Origin of the sequence: Paenibacillus sp. ACRRY, from assembly GCF_022346995.1 — a bacterium.
Taxonomy (GTDB): Bacteria; Bacillota; Bacilli; order Paenibacillales; family Paenibacillaceae; genus Paenibacillus.
The window spans coordinates 213906-233668 of record NZ_JAKRNM010000005.1 but is presented as its reverse complement, the minus strand read 5'-3'; the positions used below and the strand labels follow the sequence as shown (position 1 = coordinate 233668).

The window sequence follows — 19763 nt, the reverse complement described above, 5'->3', positions numbered from 1 at the left end:
GCCTGTCATCCATTTGTCTTCTGAAAGTGGTTCATAAAGTCTGTCAGTGCCTTAACACTCTCATAAGGCGCTGCATTGTAAATGGAAGCACGAAGACCTCCAACACTGCGGTGTCCTTTTAATCCGACGAACCCTTCCTGTTCGGAAGCCTTAATAAATTGTTTCTCCAATTCTTCCGAAGCAAGGCGGAATGTCACGTTCATCAGGGAGCGGTCTGCAGCATCAACACAGCCGCGATAGAAGTCGCCTGAGGAATCAATCGTATTATAGAGCAATTCTGCTTTCTTAACGTTCTTCTGTTCGATCCCTTTCAGTCCACCTTGTTCTTCAATCCATTTCAGAACTTCATTGACCATGTAAACAGAGAAAGAAGGCGGAGTATTATACAGGGAATTGTTTTCGGTATGTGTGCTGTAACGAAGCATCGTTGGAATCGTTTTTGGTGATTCACTTACCAGCTCCTCCCGAGCAATTACCACTGTAATCCCGGATGGTCCAAGGTTTTTCTGTGCACCCGCATAAATCATGCCGAACTGATTCAGATCGAATGGTTTACAGAAGATATCACTCGACATGTCAGCAATTAGCGGTACAGAACCCGTGTCCGGGAAAGACTTGAACTGTGTACCCTCGATCGTCTCATTGGATGTCAGATGTACATAAGCTGTACGGTCAGGCAAACTCAGATTCGATACATCAGGCAATTTCATGTATTTATCGGCCTCGGAAGAAGCTGCAATGTGGGTTTCACCAATCAGCTTCGCTTCAGACAATGCTTTTTTGGCCCAGCTGCCTGTCATGACATAGCTTGCAGTTTGGCCTGCCCCCAGCAGGTTCATTGGCAGCATGGCGAACTGGGTGCTCGCTCCGCCCTGAAGAAATAGAACCTTGTATCCCTTCGGATTGCCTAAGAGCGACAACAAACGCTCCTGAGCTTCATTATGTACGGACTCGTACACTGCCCCACGGTGAGACATCTCCATAATCGACATGCCCGTGTTACGAAAATCAACAAATTCTGCTTGCGCACGCTCCAAAACCTCCAGTGGCAGTGCCGCTGGTCCTGCATTAAAATTATACGCTCTCTTTGTCATTTTTCCCCCGCCCTTTCCATCCGTAGCTTACATATGAAGTGAATATTATCGCTATGATATCAGTATTCCCTATCCGCATCAAGGGCAATAAGCACTGAAGCTAGCAATTAGGGTCATCAAAATACTTTATCACCCTGCAAAGTTAACGTACTACATCGTCTATTCATGGAAAAGCCTCCGAGAGCGAGTCCCGGAGGCTTAATTGTAGGTAAGACATGTTTCGATCAGATTAGCAATCGAAGTAGAGGCTGTACTCGTGCGGATGAATGCGAATAGCTACAGCTTTTGCTTCATCACGTTTGAGGTTGATGTAGTTCTCGATGAATTCTTTCGTGAATACGCCGCCTTCAGTCAAGAACTCATTGTCTGCTGCCAGAGCATCAAGCGCCTCTTCCAGGGAAGCTGGAACGCTGCGGATGTTTTCTTTGTCAGCATCGGACAAGTCATAGATGTTCTTGTCGAGTGGACCGTAACCAAGCTCAGTTGGGTTGATTTTGCGTTTGATTCCGTCCAGACCCGCCATCAGCATTGCGGAGAATGCCAGGTAAGGGTTAGCAGTGGAGTCAGGCGTACGGAACTCGATACGACAACCTTTAGGTGTCACAGCTGCAACTGGGATACGTACTGCTGCAGAGCGGTTACCTTTGGAGTAAACCAGGTTTACCGGTGCTTCGTAACCAGGTACAAGACGTTTGAATGAGTTTGTACTTGGGTTAGTCAACGCAATCAGTGCTGGTGCGTGATACAGAATTCCTCCGATGTAGTGCAGTGCCATTTCGCTCAGGTTTGCATATCCCGCTTTGTCGTAGAACAATGGGGAATCGCCATCGAAGATGGATTGGTGAACGTGCATTCCGCTACCATTATCACCGAACAATGGTTTCGGCATGAATGTAGCTACTTTGCCATATTGACGTGCAGTGTTATGCACGATGTATTTGTATACAAGCAGATTATCTGCTGTTTTCTTCAACGTATCAAAGCGGAAGTTGATTTCGGCTTGACCTGCTGTCGCCACTTCATGGTGATGACGCTCGATCGACAAACCTGCTTCTTCCAAGAGACGACACATTTCACTACGAATATCTTGTTGAGTATCAACTGGAGCTACTGGAACATATCCGCCTTTAGTGCGAACTTTGAAACCCAGGTTACCGCCTTCTTCCTTGCGGTTCGTGTTCCATGATGCTTCTTCGGAATCAACATAGTAGGAAGAGCTGTTCGTACCACTCTCATAACGTACATCGTCGAAGATGAAGAATTCGGACTCGGGTGCGAAGAATGCTGCTGTACCTACACCGCTCTCTTTCAGGAAAGCTTCAGCTTTAACAGCGATGCTGCGTGGGTCGCGCTCATAGCGCTCGCCATCTGGTGTAAAGATATCACACATAACATTCAATGTAGGGTGTGCAGTGAACGGATCGACATAAGTCGCTTCAGGATCTGGCATCATAACCATATCGGACTCTTCGATTCCACGGAAACCTTGGATAGAAGAACCGTCAAAAGCTACTCCATTTACGAATGTGTCTGCATCAACAGCCGAAGCTGGCAACGAGATGTGATGTGCACGACCAGCTAAATCTACAAAACGAAAATCTACCCACTCGATGTTGTTCTCTTGAATTGATTTCAATACGTTTTCAACCGACATGTATTCGTCCTCCCAAATATTCCGAACAATAAACAACCCCACGAAAGAAAATGTCCATATTCGAATTTTTTTCTGTCGTCATTATAATTTCTCAAACATGACATCGTCAATACTTATGTAAGGTATTTTTTGCGACTATGTTAGCTATACTTACATTTTATAAATCCACTAACTTCACTTAACAACATATTAACTATACATTTAACCGAGTTAATGCGGTAAAGTAACCATAATAACCACCTAAAACATGGGAAAAACATTACATCATAAATGTTTCTTATCACTATTGATTAATAAATGCATTCAATACCCCCTTGATATGAAAAACCGGACATCCCCCTGCTCCATTCTCAAGAATGAAACGTGGGAAATGTCCGATTGTATTGTCGCTAATGATAAGATTAGACGCCTACTCTTGCCGGGAAAAACTCGGCAGGTTGTTTGGCTGTATTAAACGTTTTGCCTACGATTGGAGCGAGTTTCTCTAAATCCTGAAGCAGGTTGGCGAATTGGTCAGGGAATAGGGATTGTACGCCGTCGCCTGTCATGGAGTTGTCTGGATCTGTGTGCATCTCGATAATTAATCCATTGGCACCAGCAGCAACAGAAGCTTTCGTCATCGGTTCTACCAGTTCACGGCGTCCAGTACCATGGCTAGGATCGGAAATGACAGGCAGATGGCTAAGAGACTGCAGCACAGGAATTGCCGACAGATCGAGCGTATTACGAGTATAGGACTCAAACGTACGAATGCCGCGCTCACAGAGCATTACATTGGGGTTACCGCCAGCAAGGATGTACTCAGCCGCGTTCAGAAGCTCATCGTATGTCGCACTGAAGCCACGTTTCAGCAATACCGGTTTACCGCATTCGCCAAGCTTACGCAGCAAATCGAAGTTTTGCATGTTCCGTGTACCGACTTGCAGAATATCCGAGTACTCCGCACAAATATCCACGTATTCCGGAGTCATGACCTCCGTGATGGTCAACAGATCATGTTTCTTGCCAGCTTCAGCCATCATGATGAGCCCTTCTACTCCTGTTCCCTGGAAACTGTAAGGACCGGTACGAGGTTTAAATGCACCACCGCGCAGTACCTGGCCACCAGCAGCTTTAACAAGACCGGCAATTTCATCAATTTGGGCAGCAGATTCAACCGCACATGGTCCACCCATAACAACGAGTTCTTTTCCGCCGATATCCACTCCCTTAATGGAGATGACTGTATCTTCTGGGTGGAAGTCACGGCTGGCCAATTTGTAGGACTTCGAGATTCTTACCACGTTCTCTACACCCTTCATTTGACGAAGATGCTCCTGCATTTTGGGTTCCACTTTGCCAATCAATCCGATGATGGTACGATCCTCTCCGCGAGAGATATGCACCTGAAGCCCTTCCTTCTCAATTACAGCGACGATATCCTGAATCTGTTCCTCCGGCGTTGCCTTACCTGCAATAACGATCATAATTAATTCCCATCCTTCCTTGTATGAGAGCACCAAACTGTTACGATGTGCATCTGATTATAATTAAAAGTTCTGTCGCGCTTAAACGCTTGTTCGCTTTTAAGCTTTTATCCACTAAAGTAAATATATCATAGTCTGCCTTTCTCGTCAAGATGGCTACAGGTGCGCTTAACACAAATAAATCCTGTGCCGCATGCCCAGATACAGGACTGCAACACAGGATTTTTCGGTATATATTAAGTTGTGCGGGTCTTCTCCCGCACTGGAGGAAGCAGCTTACTCATGTTGACGGTACGCTTAATTTCCCACGTCTCCGGTTGTTCATGCTCATACTGCTCCAGATAACTGATAACTTCCTTGGTAATCGGAGTCGGCGTCGAAGCACCTGAAGTTACGGCTACCTTGTTTACACCTTTCAGCCATTCCTGCTTAATCTCGGACACATCCGATACCCGGTAGGCCGTTACACCCGCAATTTCTTCAGATACTTGTGCAAGCCGGTTCGAGTTGTTACTGCGCGGGTCACCCACAACGATAACCAGATCAGACTGACCTGCCTGCTCAGCCACAGCTTCCTGACGAACTTGTGTCGCCAGACAGATCTCGTTATGAATTTCAGCGCCTGGGAACTTCTCCAGAAGACGGCTCATGATGTGTTTGATATCCCATTGGCTCATCGTTGTCTGGTTGGTAATGAGAATTCTGCCAGATGGCACATTCAGTGCATCGATTTCTTCTTCCTTCTCAATCAGGTGCACCTGGTCTGGAGCTACCCCAACAGCACCCTCGGGTTCAGGATGATTCTTTTTGCCGATATAGATGATCTGATAACCCTCAGCTGTCTTCTCCCGAATAAGGTCATGGGTCTTCGTTACATCCGGACATGTTGCGTCCACTGTAGTCAGCCCTTTGTCCCGTGCCATCTTGCGCACCTCAGGAGATACACCATGGGCTGTAAAGATGACCGTACCACTCTCCACCTGACTCAGGATTTCAATGCGGTTCGGACCATCCAATGTAATGATCCCCTCATCTTCAAAGGAATCCGTCACATGTTTGTTATGCACAATCATACCCAATATATATATAGGCCGTGGTAAATCAAGATTACGTGCTGCCTGACGTGCCAATACCATGGCATCCACAACTCCGTAACAATACCCTCGCGGCGAAATTCGCAGTACTTCCACTTGGTTGCCACCCGCTTTCTTTTTCAGCATCACTGCCGATGTAATTGCAGTCCAGTCTATTATACCTTTATTCGATAGGTGGAGCAAAGACAACCGGCATCCAGATGATGAAAGTCGTTCCTTCACCCCGTCTGGTTACGACCTCAACGGAGCCCATATGCTCCTCAATAATCCATTTAGCGATGGATAACCCCAGTCCGATGCCCGGTGTAGCTCCGCGGGATTCATCCGCACGATAGAAACGATCGAAGATAAATGGCACCTCATCCTTATCCATACCGATTCCTGTATCAGTGATCCGGAGACCAACCTGCCCTTTGTATAGGATGGCGTCAAGCGTTACCGATCCGTCCGGTGTGTATTTAAAAGCATTTTCAATGAAAATAAAGAGCATCTGCTGAAGATAGTCTTTGCTCCCGTTCACATAAATTCCATTTAAAATCGATAAATCGCCAACCCGCCATTCAGCGTGATGATCCAGGAAATGAGCTCTCCGGGCCACTTCTTGCACCAAAATTTGCAGCGGAATCGGATTCAGTTCTATTTTCTGTCCCGTATCTGCCCTTGCCAGTGAAAGCATGTCACTAATCAACCTGCTCATCCGTTTGCCTTCGTCCGCCATGTCTTCAATCGCTTCTAGGGACATCTCCTTGACGGTCTCTTCGTCCAGATTCGGTCGATCATTGCCCTCCTGATCCCATAACTTTTTCAGGAAATCCACATTGCCCCGAATGGTGGTCAGCGGTGTACGCAGCTCATGGGAGGCATCGGATACAAATCTGCGCTGGGCAGCATTCGTCTCTTCCAAGCCGCGGAAAGACAGTTCTGTCCGTTCGAGCATGTTATTCACCGTTTCGATCAAACGACCAATTTCATCCTTGGGACCGGTATATTGTATCCGGACACTCAGATCGTCACCGGATTGGATCTGATTGGCTGCATCAATGACATTGACGAGTGGACGCATCGATTTGCGGGCAAGAATGAGACCTGAAGTAATGGCCAGCGCCATGGCCACAAGCCAGCCAAAGATCAGAATGTTAAGCAGTGCCTCCAGCAATCGTTCCTGTGAACTCACATTGGCACCGACCTGGAGAAGTCCTCTGATTTCATTGGTTCCCTGTAGAGACAGAGGCTGCTGATTGACCAAGAACGGCGTCCCATCCACGTAAATCTTGGAAATCCCCCGTTTTTCAAGTATTTCACTAGTTTCCAAAACCGGGAACTGAATACGTAACTTCTCCATATTTCCGGAGATTTTGCCAGACTGACTTTGGTAATCCCAGAGTTGAATGTAAATTTGGGCTTCCTGCAGCTGACTCTCGGTAAAGGGGTCCAGATCAAGCGTTTGAGACAACGGGTTAACCCCGATCTGGTCCGTAATTCGTGCACTCTTCGACTTTAGCTGCTGTTCGACTTCCTGATACGTATTGAAATAAACAAAGGCATAGATTACGACACCCCAAAAAATAAGCACAGCTGCCAAGATGCCAGAATACCATGCGGTTAGTTTTAACCGAATGGACATGTCAGGAGTCACCTCTCAGAATATAACCCGCTCCACGAATCGTTTGGATTAAGCGTTTGCCTCCATACTCTTCCGTTTTTTGCCGGAGCATCGCAATATATACTTCCAGTACGTTTGACTCACCGCTATAGTCATAGCCCCAGATCTTATCCATGATCAGATCACGAGAGAGTACTCTTTTCGGATTTTGCATAAATAAATTCAATAGTTCGAATTCCTTTGCTGTCAGCTCAAGGCGTTTCCCGTCACGCAGCACTTCGCGGGAGTCATTATCCAATATAATATCTTCGTAGACGAGCCGATTATCCGGCGTTTCTGCAATATCCGATTTACGGCGCAACAAGGCGCGGACACGGGCCAGTAATTCTTCCAGTGCGAATGGTTTCACCAAATAATCATCCGCTCCCGTATCCAGTCCGGTCACCCGGCTCTGAACCTCATCCTTCGCGGTTAACATGAGCACAGGTACTTTGCTCCCTGCTTCCCTTAATCGGCGACACACTTCGAACCCATCGATCTGAGGCATCATCACATCCAGCACCACTACATCCGGTTCCTTATCCATCAATTTACTGAGACCCTCAGCCCCATTGGCGGCTGTCTGTACTTCATAACCTTCAAATGCCAGCCCCCGGCGGAGCATGGATACGATTTTTTCATCATCATCGACAATTAAAATAGTTGAGCGCATGGTCTTTCTCCTTTACTCTCACGTTTTTATCTCATTGTAACAGGCAGACGCACAATCTGCATCTTGGCAACCTTTTTCGCTTCCCCAGGACAAAAAAAGCGAAAGGGCCCTCAAACCCTTCCGCTTTTCTGAATCTCGAACTACCATTCAAGTTATGGTTGTGTTTGTTGCTGTTGCTCAGATGTCTGTGAAGTATCATAGTCGTTTTTGTTACCGATTTTAATTTTGACATCCATCTTCTTGCCATCACGTACCACATTCAATGTAACTTCACTGCCGATTTCCTGAGTTTTGATGAAATCAATCAGGTCTTGGCTTGTGCTGTACGGCGTTCCGTTCGCACCCGTGATAATATCATAGGCACGCAGATCGGCTTGATAAGCCGGAGACTGATAGATCGTGCTGGCTACGACAGAACCTTCAGTAATATCGGTTCCCATTTGTTTCGCCACTTCAGGCGTCAGAGCCATCAGGGACGCACCAATGAACGGTACCGGCTCTTTTGGAACCTCTTTGTTTTCTTTCAGATATTTCACGGCATCTGAGATGACGCTTGAAGGAATCGCAAATCCAATACCTTGCGCATCAGCACTAACGGCTACGTTCATCCCAATGACTTCACCATTAAGGTTGAGCAATGGGCCACCAGAGTTACCCGGGTTAATCGATGCATCAGTTTGAAGCAAGTGGCTGTATTCGCGGGTTTTGCCTGTTTCTTCGTCCGGAATGCTGATTGTACGTTCTTTGGCACTCAGTACACCTGCAGTTACGGTATGCTCAAACCCTTCTGGGTTACCAATAGCAACAAGCCATTCACCAACTTGTGTGCTGTTTGAGTCGCCAAGCGGAGCAACAGGGAAATCATCATCACCGCTGTTTTTCTCGATTTTCAATACAGCAAGGTCCAGATCGAAGCTGCTTCCCAGCAGTTTGGCTTCGTAAGGTTTGCTGTTGTTCTCCAGTGTAACCTGAATGACATCTGCACCTTGAATAACGTGCTGGTTCGTCAGGATATATCCTTCTTTGTCAAAAATAAATCCGGAACCAATGCCGAGCGGAACAAGTTGATTGCTTCCCTGTTGCTGCTGCTGTTGGCCTTGGTTGCTATCCGTTCCGCCGCTTCCGCTACCTCCGTTACCGAAGAAGTATTGATACAACGGATCACTCATCGTGGATCCGCCTTGGCTTCCACTGCGTGTGGACTGCGTAGCCAGTGTTTCAATTTTCACAACAGCAGGACTTGTGCTCGTCACTACGGAAGAGACATCCTCTTTACCTGTTGGCAGAAGTGATGCAGTCACATTATTGCTGCTGCCCGTATTCGTAGAAGTCGATTCCTGACTTGTGCTTTGATTCTCAGCTGTTAAGGCTTCTTGCGGAGTAAACATGTTTGTGCGGTCTGCCGTGTACATCAGTACCGTAATGACCAGCATCCCTGCTATAAAGGAAAACAATAGTGATCTGACCGAAGAGCGCGGCTTACGGTTGTTGTAATTCCAATTCCCATTTCCGTTTTTGCCACCGTTTCCACCATCTCCACCGTTCCCGGAACCGCTGCCTCCGTTGCTGCGGCCCGCCTGTTCAGAAGATCCGTTGTTGTAATACATCGGAAGCGGCTTGACCGGCTCGGGTCTCGTAATCTGTACATCGCCCTCTTCACGGTCGCTCTGATTCACATGACTGCTTGCTGTATCTTCCTGATTCACGGACTGAAAAGGTCCATAAGAATAATAGTAAGAGGAATCGTCCGTTCCGGATGTATTGCGGTTATCCGCTTGCTTTGTTTGGTCTTCCTCGTCTTGACGGTTCGGTCTGTAATTACGTTCGTCCATGCTTTCTACCTCCCAATCTCTTCTTCGCAAGAGATATTCTTTAACTGTCCTTATTTTGTACTTTAAACCTTAACCGTACCTTAAAAACAATTAAAAAGGAGATAAAAGCACGCAATAATAGAACATTTTTCCCGTTATATCAGCATTTTAATCCTTGTTCTTCACCCAACCCTGACGATGAGCGTAAATGGCCAGTTGTGTTCGATCATCCATTTCACACTTCATTAACAGGTTGCTTACATGTGTTTTGACGGTTTTGATACTAATATGTAGTTCTTCTCCAATATCTTTGTTGGTTTTGCCTTCTGCAATGAGCAAAAGGACTTCCTTCTCCCGTTCGGTCAGACCGGATTCGTTCTCTCTCGCCGTGCGCTGCCTGATTCCCCGGGTTAACGCCTGGGACACATCTCCCGTCATGACAGGCATTCCCCGATAGGCTCCCTGAAGAGCATAGATTAATTCTTCAGCAGATACAGTTTTCAGGACATAGCTGACCGCTCCCGCCTCAATGGCCTGCACCACCAGATCATCCTCGAGAAAACTGGTAAGCATGACTATTTTGGATCCCGGAAATTCGCTCATGATAGCTTGCGTCGCCTCAGCACCGTTCATGACAGGCATCATCAGGTCCATTAATATAAGATCAGGCATCTCAGTCTGGTCCAGCTTGCGCAGCTGGTCAAGCGCAGCCTGTCCATTTCCCGCCTCTCCCATAACATGAAATGTTGGCTCAAGCATCAGGTACGTTTTTAGGCCCATTCTCACCATATCATGATCATCCACAATCATTACATTCACTTTTCCGTTCATTCCGTTTCCCCCTCTGGTTCATCCGGGAATTTCGGGATAAGCACCCGTACTGTTGTTCCCGCTCCCGGTTTCGAAATTATCTGGACATCTCCGCCAAGCTTTTCTGCCCGTTCACGCATGGTGGACAATCCATAGGACCCTGGCCGCTCAACCTGCTGCATGAAGCCCTGACCGTCATCGCTTATGCTCATGCTGATCTGATGCTCGCTCTCCCGTATGGACAGACTTACAAGGCCAGCCTCCGCATGCTTCACCACATTGGCAACGGCCTCCTGAATAACAAGAAACAGCTGGTGCTCGATGGCATCCGAGACGCCGCCATCCAGTTCCAGCTCTTTCACTCCCTTTAATCCATTCTGTCTGCAATAGTCCGGAAACCATCGATCCAGCGCCTCAGCCAGGTCCCTTCCTTCAAGCTCCACCGGACGAAGCTGAGCAATGAGACCTCGCATCTGACGTTGCGCGACATGAGACATCTGGATTAATTGGTCCAGTACTTTATGTCCGTGCTCCGGATTCATCTCCAGCAGTTTGGGCAGGGAAGATGCTGACATATGGATGGCGAATAGCTGCTGGCTGACTGTATCATGCAGGTCTCTCGCCATCCGTCTGCGTTCTTCAAGAACCGCTCGTTCGGAAGCCTGTTCTTTCTCGATGACTTCCTGCTCACCAAGGCGCTGGAGCAGTCTCATTTTTTTCTCAATCGAATCCATCATGACGTTAAATTCCTGATATACCCGGCCGAAAGAGGCATCATCTGCCTCAGGCATGCGAACGGCCAAGTTCCCCTTGGATACTTTCAGCATATTCAGATCCAGCAAATCAATTTTGCGCTGAAGCCGGAGTGCAGCAATATATCCGGTAACTACAGTTGCCAGCACAACGACAGCCACATACGTCCATGCGCGCTGTCGTCCTGTTCCCATCAACACCTCTCCGTACAGCAAGTAGAACCCGCCCAGTGTAATCAGCCCGGTTAGGACAAAATACATCATTAGTTCCCACTTGTTGGCTTTGAGAATCGTTCGAATCATGTGTTAACCCACCTTATTTACTTTGACGTCTCCGATAAATACACTTACTACGATCCGCACCTTTTTTCCTGCTTCGCGGTAATGGGAAGTTTCAGCCTGGGCACTACTGAGGAATCCACCCCGTTTTTGGTTCAACAGCGACATATCTCCTATAAACGAGTTCGTGGTGACAGTGACTCCCAGATCCATGTCTTCCGGCACGAATACCTTTACATCCCCAATAAATGAAGAAATGTTGATTTTGGTTTCGCCATAAGGGATTTGTGCTTTCGTCAAGTCAATAACCGTATCACCGATAAACGCCGAGATATTCATTGGTTTTAGGGAGAACACTTCCTGTCCCATGTAGAGGTCACCGATAAATGCTGATTTGTTAACGGTATTTCTGTTACCGTAATCTTCATAGTCACTACCGTATCCGCCATCACCATAGTGGTTTCCATAGCCGTTACTATCTGGACCGTGCGAATGTCTATGGGAATGAGAATGATGTTTTTTCTTATGGTGATGTCCCTGATGCGATTCATCTTCAGCCCCATTATTGGAATACGGATCGTAGTGATCATTTTTCGGCTCCTGTTTGGGTTTCCCAAACGTCTTTTCGAATTGTTCGTCAAAAGAAGAAGGCATTTCCAGGTCCTCGGAAGACAAAGGCTGGTAGGGTTCAGGTGGTGGAGGTGGCTGCATTTTGTCCTGATGTTTGCGATCACGGCGACGAGGCCCAATCAGAACAAACAATCCTCCTCCAATTAACATGATTGGAATGAGATATCGAATGAACTCACCCATGGAATAATCAATCCAGCCGAGATTTCGTGACAGGAAGTATCCACCTATAGCAAGTACAATGACAGGTCCAATCATGGCATAACCGCCATTGCGACGAATTTCGGTCATTCCTTTTACGCCCCACCAGATTAGAAACAGCGGCCAATATGTTCTAAATATATATCCTATATCAATGTCATAACCCAATTGCCGAAACAAAATGATTGCACCAACGGCAATCAACGGTATGCCAACCCACCAGCGGTCTCGCATAGATCGTTTCATCGCTCATGTCTCCTTCGTCTGTATTCTGTATCCAGTGTACCTCAGACAAGGGTTTGATAACAGCGGCGGCAGATGGAATTGGTCTCGGTCTCCAGACTGAGGGCAGAGGATATTTATGTAAAATTTATTAAAAATGAAAACACCCTGGAGCAAACGCTCCAGGGTGCCTGAATCATTATTTATTTTTGAAATTTGCCTGCACGGCCCACTTGGCCTGTTTGTCCTGTGTTTTCTACACCGAACTCTGCATTGTATTTTTCATCAGGTGTTTGGAAATTTTCCTGTACTTTGTTTTGCTGGGATTGTTTCACTTTGCCTGCGGCAGTTTCTTGTCCAAACTCTGCATTGTACTTCTCGTTTGGCGTTTGATACCCTTGACCTTGTGTTCTTTTAGCCACAACGAATCACCTCTCTCTTCATATTTACGCTGCACTGCTGCTGCGCGGGGTTCGTCCCCAGTCAGTATTATGTGAAGAGAGCACTTCAGTTATTCATCCTTAACATCCCAAATTAAACGGCCTTGTCTAACCATGAATCCGGCACGGATTTGTACACATCGATCGCTTCAGACAACTCGTCCAGCATCTTTTCCGTGCACTTTCCGTCACCTTGTTTAATCACCTGTACCTCGACGTCCTTTTTGCCCCATTCCTTATACACTTGCTTCGTTGTCGGAAAATAAAGATCAATTTTATTACCCTTGATGGCTGAACCTGTGTCCGCAACGATACCATAACCATACCCGGGAATATAGAGGATGGAGCCAAGCGGGAATAATTTGGGATCAGCAGCAATGGTTGACACCGTCTCTTTGTCTCTTCGTACCTTCACCCCGGAGTAAGTAATACCATATTGAGGATGCTTCGGTCCTTTACCGGTTGACTCTATACCTGCCGTGTACCCCGTCGCGGTCACCTTTTGGGTTCCCAGCACCTGTTCGGAGCGTGGTGCCATCACAGGCGTGGATGGGTCGAGCACAAGCTGCTTGCCTGGGACATCCGGCTTAGGGATGACAATGGGCTGTGGAGACCACAATAAAGCCATATAAACCATCGTCGTGACCTGTGCCTGATCACTGTATTCATAATCATGGATCGATACCTCGGGCTGAATTCCAACTTGGCGCGTGGCAGCTTGATCCTGCCGCTTGATGACATGCATCACTTCATTTTCCTCTTCAAATGTATACGCCTCTGCCTGATTCCAGGACAATACCAACCCAATGGATATGACCATACTTGAAATCAGAACCCGTAATTGTTTTGTTTTCATTGCATTTTGCTTTTTCAATTTAAAACCTCCCCCTTACTGCAAAGGTTTTCCAAAAAGCGAAATGCTTATACATTTTTCAATTTCGTCAAGTTTCATTACATGAAAATAGCAAAAAAACCGTCTAGGAGGCATGGATTAGGCCATACCCAGACGGTTTTTCTCAAATGCGTATATTTATATCGATCTTGTGCTAATTTCTTCTTTCAATTGAGCTACGATTTCATCTACAGGTTTCATGCCAAGATCGCCTTCTCCGCGTTTACGAACAGACACTGATTCGGCACTGCGCTCATTCTCACCAACGACAAACATATAAGGCATTTTTTCAAGCTGTGCCTCACGGATTTTGTATCCAAGCTTCTCGTTGCGCAAATCAGCCTCCGCAGAAATCCCCGCGCGTTTCAGTTTTGCTTCCACTTCACGAGCGTAATCGTCGAAGTTTCCGGATACCGGAATGACTTTTGCTTGAACTGGAGAGAGCCACAGTGGAAATGCGCCAGCAAAGTTCTCCAGCAAGAATGCAGTGAAACGTTCCATTGTACTGATTACGCCGCGGTGAATAACGACCGGCCGATGTTTTTGTCCGTCATCTCCGACATATTCCAGTTCAAATCGTTCTGGGAGCAGGAAGTCCAGTTGTACTGTGGACAATGTTTCTTCCTTGCCCAGTGCTGTTTTGATCTGCACGTCGAGTTTCGGACCATAGAACGCTGCTTCACCTTCTGCTTCATAGAAAGGCAAGTCGAGTTCTTCCACAACTTCACGCAGCATGCGTTGGGACATTTCCCACATTTCATCGTTTTGGAAATATTTTTCGGTATCCTGCGGATCACGGTAAGACAGACGGAAACGATATTCATGAATACCAAAATCCTTGTAAACCGTTTGGATCAATTCAATAACACGAGCGAATTCTTCCTTGATCTGATCCGGACGACAGAAAATGTGTGAGTCGTTCAGGGTCATCGCACGAACGCGGTGCAAGCCAGTTAGAGCACCAGACATCTCGTACCGGTGCATCATGCCGAGCTCGGCAATCCGGATCGGCAGGTCACGGTAGCTGTGCATGCTGGACTTGTACACCATCATATGGTGAGGGCAGTTCATCGGACGGAGAACGAGTTCCTCGTTATCCATTACCATTTTAGGGAACATGTCCTCTTGGTAGTGCTCCCAGTGTCCGGACGTTTTGTACAATTCCACGTTACCGAGAACCGGTGTATATACGTGCTGGTATCCAAGACTTTCTTCCAAATCCACAATGTAACGCTCCAACGTACGACGCAGTTTGGCGCCGTTTGGCAGCCAGATTGGCAGACCTTGTCCTACCAGTTGGGAGAACGTAAACATTTCAAGTTCTTTACCCAGCTTACGGTGATCCCGTTTACGCGCTTCCTCCAGGAAGTGCAGATGCTCATCCAGCTGAGCCTTTTTCACAAAAGCTGTACCGTAGATACGCTGCAGCATTTTGTTTTTGCTGTCACCACGCCAGTACGCACCAGCAACATTCATCAATTTGAACACTTTGATCTTGCCTGTGGAAGGCACGTGAGGACCACGGCACAGATCAAAGAACTCGCCCTGCTCATAAATGGTAATCACGCTGTCTTCCGGCAAATCACGAATCAATTCGAGTTTGTAAGGATCGCCTACTTCTTCAAACGTTTTGATTGCTTCAGCACGGCTGACTTCCTTGCGTACAATTGGCAGGTTTTCACTTACGATACGTTCCATTTCCTTCTCGATCTTTTGCAGATCTTCGGGGTTAAGCGGGTGTTCCAGGTCCATATCATAGTAGAATCCGTCTTCGATGACAGGTCCAACACCGAGGTGAACCTCTTTGCTTCCGTATAGGCGCTTCACAGCTTGAGCGAGCAAGTGAGCTGTACTGTGACGCATCACTTCAAGTCCGTCTGGTGAATCAAAAGTCACGATCTCCACCAAAGCTCCCTCATGAAGTTTGGTCGACAAGTCCACCACAATTCCATCCAGTTTCCCTGCTACGGCGTTTTTGCGCAATCCGCTGCTAATGGATGCTGCTACGTCCTCAATGCTGCTGCCATCGGCGTACTCACGTACTGAACCATCCGGTAGTTTAATGTTAACTGCCATTTGTCTCATTCCTCCTGTAAATGTAACCTTGTCCATCAACATCATGGACTGATGATCTATTGCTATTCCTGCTGATTTGGCAAAGAACGCAAAAAACACCCGTCCCGGCAAAGGGACGAGTGTTGGTATACTCGTGGTTCCACCCTAATTCAGCTGCTTCATTCTTAATTGAAAATACAGCCCTCATTGGCATGACGATAACGGGCATGACCCGGCATATCCTTACTCACGGAACGATTAAATTCATCTCCGTTTTCAAAACTGCAGCTACAAAGGGGTAAACCAAACGTGGCATCCGGAGGAAATTTCAGCCTGGTTCCCTCTCTCTGCACCGACCGTGCGTATGGTCCTTGTCTTTGTCAACGCTTTTGCTTATTGGTAAAAGTTCATCCATAAAAACATGTTCATTAATTCATGGATCAACAGTTATTATAATTGCCGAGATCACTTGCGTCAAGGCCTGACAGCAATCCGGAACGAAGCACTTCACACTCCGGGCAATGATGGCATAATTGTACCTTGTCCTCGAAGATCTGGCGAATCGTCGAAATAATCGGCAGTTCGGGTGTGTTTGTATGAAGCATCACTTTTTCGGGAGATATCGATATAAGTGTGCTTACAATCATGTCTTCAATATCCATTTCCAGTTCAAGACCCGGCATCTCCACAACGACTTGCTCATCTTTTTGCACAGGCAGCAGGTTAAGCCCTGCATCTAGAACCTGAAATTCATGCGAGCCTTTGTGCACCAGGTGGACCAAAGGAACTTTGGCTTCCTGAAAGAACACAAAATATTTTAACAGTCCCATAAATTCTTCGTATTGACGATCCATCCAGAATTCATCCAGTGCATATTCCACCAGTTCGTGCAGTTCCTGTTTGTATTGCTTCATTCGAAAATGAAGAATGCCTTCGAGGTGAAAGAAATGAACCTCCTCCAGATCATGTCTAAGACCATTTGCAAGGGTTAGGCGCCGTTTATCTCGAAGCCCTGGTTGATCCAGATCACCATTGAATAACAAGGGCATGCAGATCCGGTTTACCTTCTCCACTTCATATTCATCCATAACGGAACAGGCCTTGGAAATCATGTTTTCTACAATGGAGCGCTCCCGGGTATCCATAATGAAATCAGCCAGTCCTTTGGCAAGCAAATCACTGATCTGAGGCAGCCACTGCTGAAAGTCCACGTGATTTTCATTCCCTCGGCAGACCCAGGCTGCTTTGCCATCATTATGTTTGAAGGTGAGCCGGAAACCTCTTTTGCTTATATGTAAACCTTTGGTTTTTTCTTTGATGCAGCGATAAAATTGATCTGCTTCCTCTTGCCCTGACACATCGGTCCATACGGCGAACAGCTCCACAAGAATCACTCCTTTCCTTCCTGTTCAAAGTATATGGCAAGGCCGATGGGGATATACGAAGCGGATTGATGGAAAGCGTGTCATCATTTCTCAGTATATTTATAAAGAGGTTTGGAGTTCCGACAAAAATGTGTTATTATTTTGATAACAGTATGTTTCACGGAAAAGGGGGGAAGCCACAATGAGACAACAACCAAGAATGCTCCGCAGTGTTTTCATCATTATATTGTGCTTGTTCCAAGCGCTGTGCTTCCCTATTCCGATGCAGACAGAATCCGCTGTTGGCGTATCCGTTGATGCCACTTCCAACAAGGAAGTGTTATTGCAAATACCCGAGACTCAGCAAAAACCTGCTATCCGCAAATACTCGCAAGTTATGGTCAAGCTGATTGCAGTGACGAATAACAAGCCTGTATTTTTGGTGCTTGCCTTATTGCTGATGCTGCGAATTCCTACTCCACGTCTGCCCTTTAAACCGTTGATTTGTCTGTTTAAGCGCAGATTATTTCTGCTACCCATTAAATTCACCAGTATGTATTTGTCCCTCGCCCCTACTGCACCAAGATACGTAAACGCCCTTCACTAGGCGTTGCACCGTATGTTTGGTTGCCATGCATAGAGACATCTCTGTCCAACAGACGGTGTACTTGTGCATAACTTATAACCCTTTAAGCAAAAGTTAGTTAACAACAAGGTTAACAGTGTGTCACGATGTTGTGTTTGTTATATCCATTTTTTTAAAAATTCAATGTATACGGCTGTGTGTCAGGAGTACCTGGCTCTGTTTGCCCGCATCATTTAATGTTCCTTCCAAATACAGATCATTCTATTTTCGGGAAATAAGCCTGTCTTCTGTGGCCAGCCCCTAATTTAAGGAGGCATACTATCCATGGATGTACGTGAAACAGATTTGCCGGGAATCGGCAAGAAGTTCCAGATTGAAACAAGCAGCGGAGATAAAATTGTGATCATTATTCATGATGATGGACGGCGTGAAATGTACCATTTTGAATACGACGATCCGGATCAAAGCATCTCCATGATTACGCTCGATGATTATGAAGCCAGACAAATTGCCGCTATCGTTGGCGGATTAACCTATAAGCCAAAACAGCTTGAAAATATTGAAGTTACTTTTGATGATCTGATTATCGAATGGTATAAAGTCGAATCCTCTTACGGAAGTATCGGCAAATCCATCGGTGAATTGGATGTACGTCAAAACTCTGGGGCAACGGTCATTGCCGTTGTAGAGAAAAACCACAAAAAACATATCAGCCCCGGTCCTGAGGTCGTGATTACTGCTGAGTCTACAGTTGTCGCCGTTGGTGAACGCAATCAGCAGAAACTCTTCAAATCCCTCCTCCTGACCGGAAGGGGGTGAGTCGATGGATCATCTGATATTTGAAGTAGGTCTGGCGCTCGTTCTTATTGCAGCCGCTGGCCTCTTATCTGCCAAATTGCGTTTTTCGGTCGTCCCGTTTTACATTCTGATCGGGATGGCCGTCGGACCACATGCCATGAAAATATGGCATCTGGACTTCCGCTTTATTGAAAGTCAGCCATTCATCGAATTTATGGGCCGGATTGGTATCCTGTTCCTGCTCTTCTATCTCGGATTGGAGTTCTCGGTTGGACGACTGATCAAGTCAGGTAAATCGATTGCCGTTGGCGGCTCCATATACATCGGGATTAACTTTACCCTTGGATTGATCTTTGGTTTTGCTGCGGACTTCCCTCCTGCAGAAGCACTTGTTATTGCAGGTATCACAACCATATCCTCCAGTGCCATCGTGGCCAAAGTATTGGTTGATCTCAAACGAACGGCAAATCCGGAGACGGAAATGATCCTAGGTATCATCATGTTTGAAGATGTGTTCCTTGCCGTATATATTTCCATCCTGTCTGGTCTTGTGCTCAGTGATTCATCCTCGATTGGAGGCGTCATTGTTTCAGCACTCATTGCACTTGGATTCATGCTCATTGTTATTATACTTGGACGGAAAGCCACACCACTGCTTAACAAGCTACTCAAAATTCGCTCTAATGAATTGTTCTCCCTAGTCGTTTTTGGAGCACTCTTCCTCGTAGCCGGATTCTCGGAAACGATTCATGTTGCTGAAGCAATTGGTGCATTACTTGTTGGTCTGGTCCTGGCAGAGACAGAACATGCCAAACGGATTGAGCATCTAATCCTGCCGTTCCGTGACTTCTTCGGAGCCATCTTCTTCTTCAGCTTCGGATTGTCCATTGACCCTCTGTCCCTTGGTGGAGATGCCGTATGGCTGGCTTTGATTGCTGTTGTTATTACACTATTCGGTAACTTCCTGGCAGGCATGCTGGCTGGACGCAGTGCAGGACTATCTCCAAAAGCTTCTGCTAATATTGGTTTAACCATTGTATCCCGCGGTGAATTTTCGATCATCATGGCCAACATGGGTAAAGCCGGTGGACTCTTGCCGCTTCTCCAACCTTTTGCCGCACTGTACGTACTGATTCTGGCCATTCTTGGACCACTATTAACCAAAGAGTCCAAACATGTGTTTAGAATTTTGGATAAAATATTTAAGTTCAAAGATCCCCGGAAGAAGAAAGAAGAACCGAAGGTTTTACAGAAAGAAGGATAAAACCTGTGTCTGTTCACAATAGGCACATGATCGTAA

At 46.6% G+C, this 19763-nt stretch carries 17 protein-coding genes; 3 read left to right on the top strand and 14 right to left on the bottom strand.

What is annotated here, in order from left to right; genetic code table 11:
* Positions 1–5 precede the first annotated feature (5 nt).
* The 14 genes from serC to MH144_RS19400 form a co-directional block, all read right to left on the bottom strand.
* Positions 6–1094, bottom strand: a complete 1089-nt coding sequence (gene serC / locus MH144_RS19465) for a 3-phosphoserine/phosphohydroxythreonine transaminase (RefSeq protein WP_239303100.1) — start codon at positions 1092–1094, stop codon at positions 6–8.
* Positions 1095–1323: 229 nt separating this feature from the next.
* Complete coding sequence (glnA, locus tag MH144_RS19460; RefSeq protein ID WP_095288270.1) at positions 1324–2748, bottom strand: type I glutamate--ammonia ligase; 1425 nt, start codon at positions 2746–2748, stop codon at positions 1324–1326.
* 401 nt (positions 2749–3149) lie between these two features.
* Positions 3150–4214 carry a 3-deoxy-7-phosphoheptulonate synthase gene (aroF, locus tag MH144_RS19455; RefSeq protein WP_239303098.1) on the bottom strand — a complete coding sequence of 355 codons (1065 nt, stop codon included), beginning with the start codon at positions 4212–4214 and terminating at the stop codon, positions 3150–3152.
* Positions 4215–4450: 236 nt separating this feature from the next.
* Complete coding sequence (locus tag MH144_RS19450) at positions 4451–5404, bottom strand: 4-hydroxy-3-methylbut-2-enyl diphosphate reductase (RefSeq protein WP_239303605.1); 954 nt, start codon at positions 5402–5404, stop codon at positions 4451–4453.
* Positions 5405–5471: 67 nt separating this feature from the next.
* Positions 5472–6932, bottom strand: a complete 1461-nt coding sequence (locus MH144_RS19445; protein ID WP_239303088.1) for a sensor histidine kinase — start codon at positions 6930–6932, stop codon at positions 5472–5474.
* Position 6933: 1 nt separating this feature from the next.
* Positions 6934–7623: a response regulator transcription factor gene (locus MH144_RS19440; RefSeq protein ID WP_239303086.1), complete on the bottom strand. Its 690-nt coding sequence runs from the start codon at positions 7621–7623 to the stop codon at positions 6934–6936.
* Positions 7624–7775: 152 nt separating this feature from the next.
* Positions 7776–9455 carry a S1C family serine protease gene (locus MH144_RS19435; RefSeq protein ID WP_239303065.1) on the bottom strand — a complete coding sequence of 560 codons (1680 nt, stop codon included), beginning with the start codon at positions 9453–9455 and terminating at the stop codon, positions 7776–7778.
* A 147-nt stretch (positions 9456–9602) separates the two neighbouring features.
* A complete protein-coding gene (locus MH144_RS19430) occupies positions 9603–10265 on the bottom strand; it encodes a response regulator (RefSeq protein ID WP_239303063.1) in 663 nt (220 codons plus the stop codon).
* Entirely contained in the window at positions 10262–11299 is a 1038-nt protein-coding gene (locus tag MH144_RS19425) for a HAMP domain-containing sensor histidine kinase (protein WP_239303061.1), read from the bottom strand. The genes MH144_RS19430 and MH144_RS19425 overlap by 4 nt, the downstream gene beginning before the upstream one ends.
* 3 nt (positions 11300–11302) lie before the next feature.
* Positions 11303–12352, bottom strand: a complete 1050-nt coding sequence (gene liaF / locus MH144_RS19420) for a cell wall-active antibiotics response protein LiaF (RefSeq protein ID WP_239303059.1) — start codon at positions 12350–12352, stop codon at positions 11303–11305.
* Positions 12353–12531: 179 nt separating this feature from the next.
* Positions 12532–12750: a hypothetical protein gene (locus MH144_RS19415; RefSeq protein ID WP_239303044.1), complete on the bottom strand. Its 219-nt coding sequence runs from the start codon at positions 12748–12750 to the stop codon at positions 12532–12534.
* A 112-nt stretch (positions 12751–12862) separates the two neighbouring features.
* Entirely contained in the window at positions 12863–13588 is a 726-nt protein-coding gene (locus MH144_RS30840) for a 3D domain-containing protein (RefSeq protein WP_481857380.1), read from the bottom strand.
* A gap of 210 nt (positions 13589–13798) precedes the next feature.
* Complete coding sequence (thrS, locus tag MH144_RS19405; RefSeq protein ID WP_095359081.1) at positions 13799–15736, bottom strand: threonine--tRNA ligase; 1938 nt, start codon at positions 15734–15736, stop codon at positions 13799–13801.
* 419 nt (positions 15737–16155) lie between these two features.
* Positions 16156–17109: a putative sporulation protein YtxC gene (locus tag MH144_RS19400; RefSeq protein ID WP_239303042.1), complete on the bottom strand. Its 954-nt coding sequence runs from the start codon at positions 17107–17109 to the stop codon at positions 16156–16158.
* Between the two features lie 172 nt (positions 17110–17281).
* On the opposite strand from MH144_RS19400, the gene MH144_RS19395 reads away from it, so the two are divergent.
* The 3 genes from MH144_RS19395 to MH144_RS19385 all read left to right on the top strand — a co-directional run bounded on the left by MH144_RS19395 (position 17282) and on the right by MH144_RS19385 (position 19727).
* Positions 17282–17686, top strand: a complete 405-nt coding sequence (locus tag MH144_RS19395; RefSeq protein ID WP_239303040.1) for a hypothetical protein — start codon at positions 17282–17284, stop codon at positions 17684–17686.
* A 303-nt stretch (positions 17687–17989) separates the two neighbouring features.
* Entirely contained in the window at positions 17990–18484 is a 495-nt protein-coding gene (locus MH144_RS19390) for a cation:proton antiporter regulatory subunit (protein ID WP_095359084.1), read from the top strand.
* A 4-nt stretch (positions 18485–18488) separates the two neighbouring features.
* The gene (locus MH144_RS19385) at positions 18489–19727 is read left to right on the top strand and encodes a cation:proton antiporter (protein ID WP_095359085.1); all 1239 of its coding nucleotides are present in this window, start codon (positions 18489–18491) and stop codon (positions 19725–19727) included.
* The last annotated feature ends 36 nt before the right edge of the window (positions 19728–19763 follow it).

Coding starts and splice junctions, on each gene's coding strand:
- MH144_RS19435 (WP_239303065.1), bottom strand. CDS start 9,455: ATGGACGAACGTAATTACAGACCGAACCGTCAAGACGAGGAAGACCAA.
- MH144_RS19385 (WP_095359085.1), top strand. CDS start 18,489: ATGGATCATCTGATATTTGAAGTAGGTCTGGCGCTCGTTCTTATTGCA.
- thrS (WP_095359081.1), bottom strand. CDS start 15,736: ATGGCAGTTAACATTAAACTACCGGATGGTTCAGTACGTGAGTACGCC.
- MH144_RS19390 (WP_095359084.1), top strand. CDS start 17,990: ATGGATGTACGTGAAACAGATTTGCCGGGAATCGGCAAGAAGTTCCAG.
- MH144_RS19430 (WP_239303063.1), bottom strand. CDS start 10,265: ATGAACGGAAAAGTGAATGTAATGATTGTGGATGATCATGATATGGTG.
- glnA (WP_095288270.1), bottom strand. CDS start 2,748: ATGTCGGTTGAAAACGTATTGAAATCAATTCAAGAGAACAACATCGAG.
- liaF (WP_239303059.1), bottom strand. CDS start 12,352: ATGAAACGATCTATGCGAGACCGCTGGTGGGTTGGCATACCGTTGATT.
- aroF (WP_239303098.1), bottom strand. CDS start 4,214: ATGATCGTTATTGCAGGTAAGGCAACGCCGGAGGAACAGATTCAGGAT.
- MH144_RS19425 (WP_239303061.1), bottom strand. CDS start 11,299: ATGATTCGAACGATTCTCAAAGCCAACAAGTGGGAACTAATGATGTAT.
- MH144_RS19440 (WP_239303086.1), bottom strand. CDS start 7,623: ATGCGCTCAACTATTTTAATTGTCGATGATGATGAAAAAATCGTATCC.
- serC (WP_239303100.1), bottom strand. CDS start 1,094: ATGACAAAGAGAGCGTATAATTTTAATGCAGGACCAGCGGCACTGCCA.
- MH144_RS30840 (WP_481857380.1), bottom strand. CDS start 13,588: ATGGTCATATCCATTGGGTTGGTATTGTCCTGGAATCAGGCAGAGGCG.
- MH144_RS19395 (WP_239303040.1), top strand. CDS start 17,282: ATGAGACAACAACCAAGAATGCTCCGCAGTGTTTTCATCATTATATTG.
- MH144_RS19445 (WP_239303088.1), bottom strand. CDS start 6,932: ATGTCCATTCGGTTAAAACTAACCGCATGGTATTCTGGCATCTTGGCA.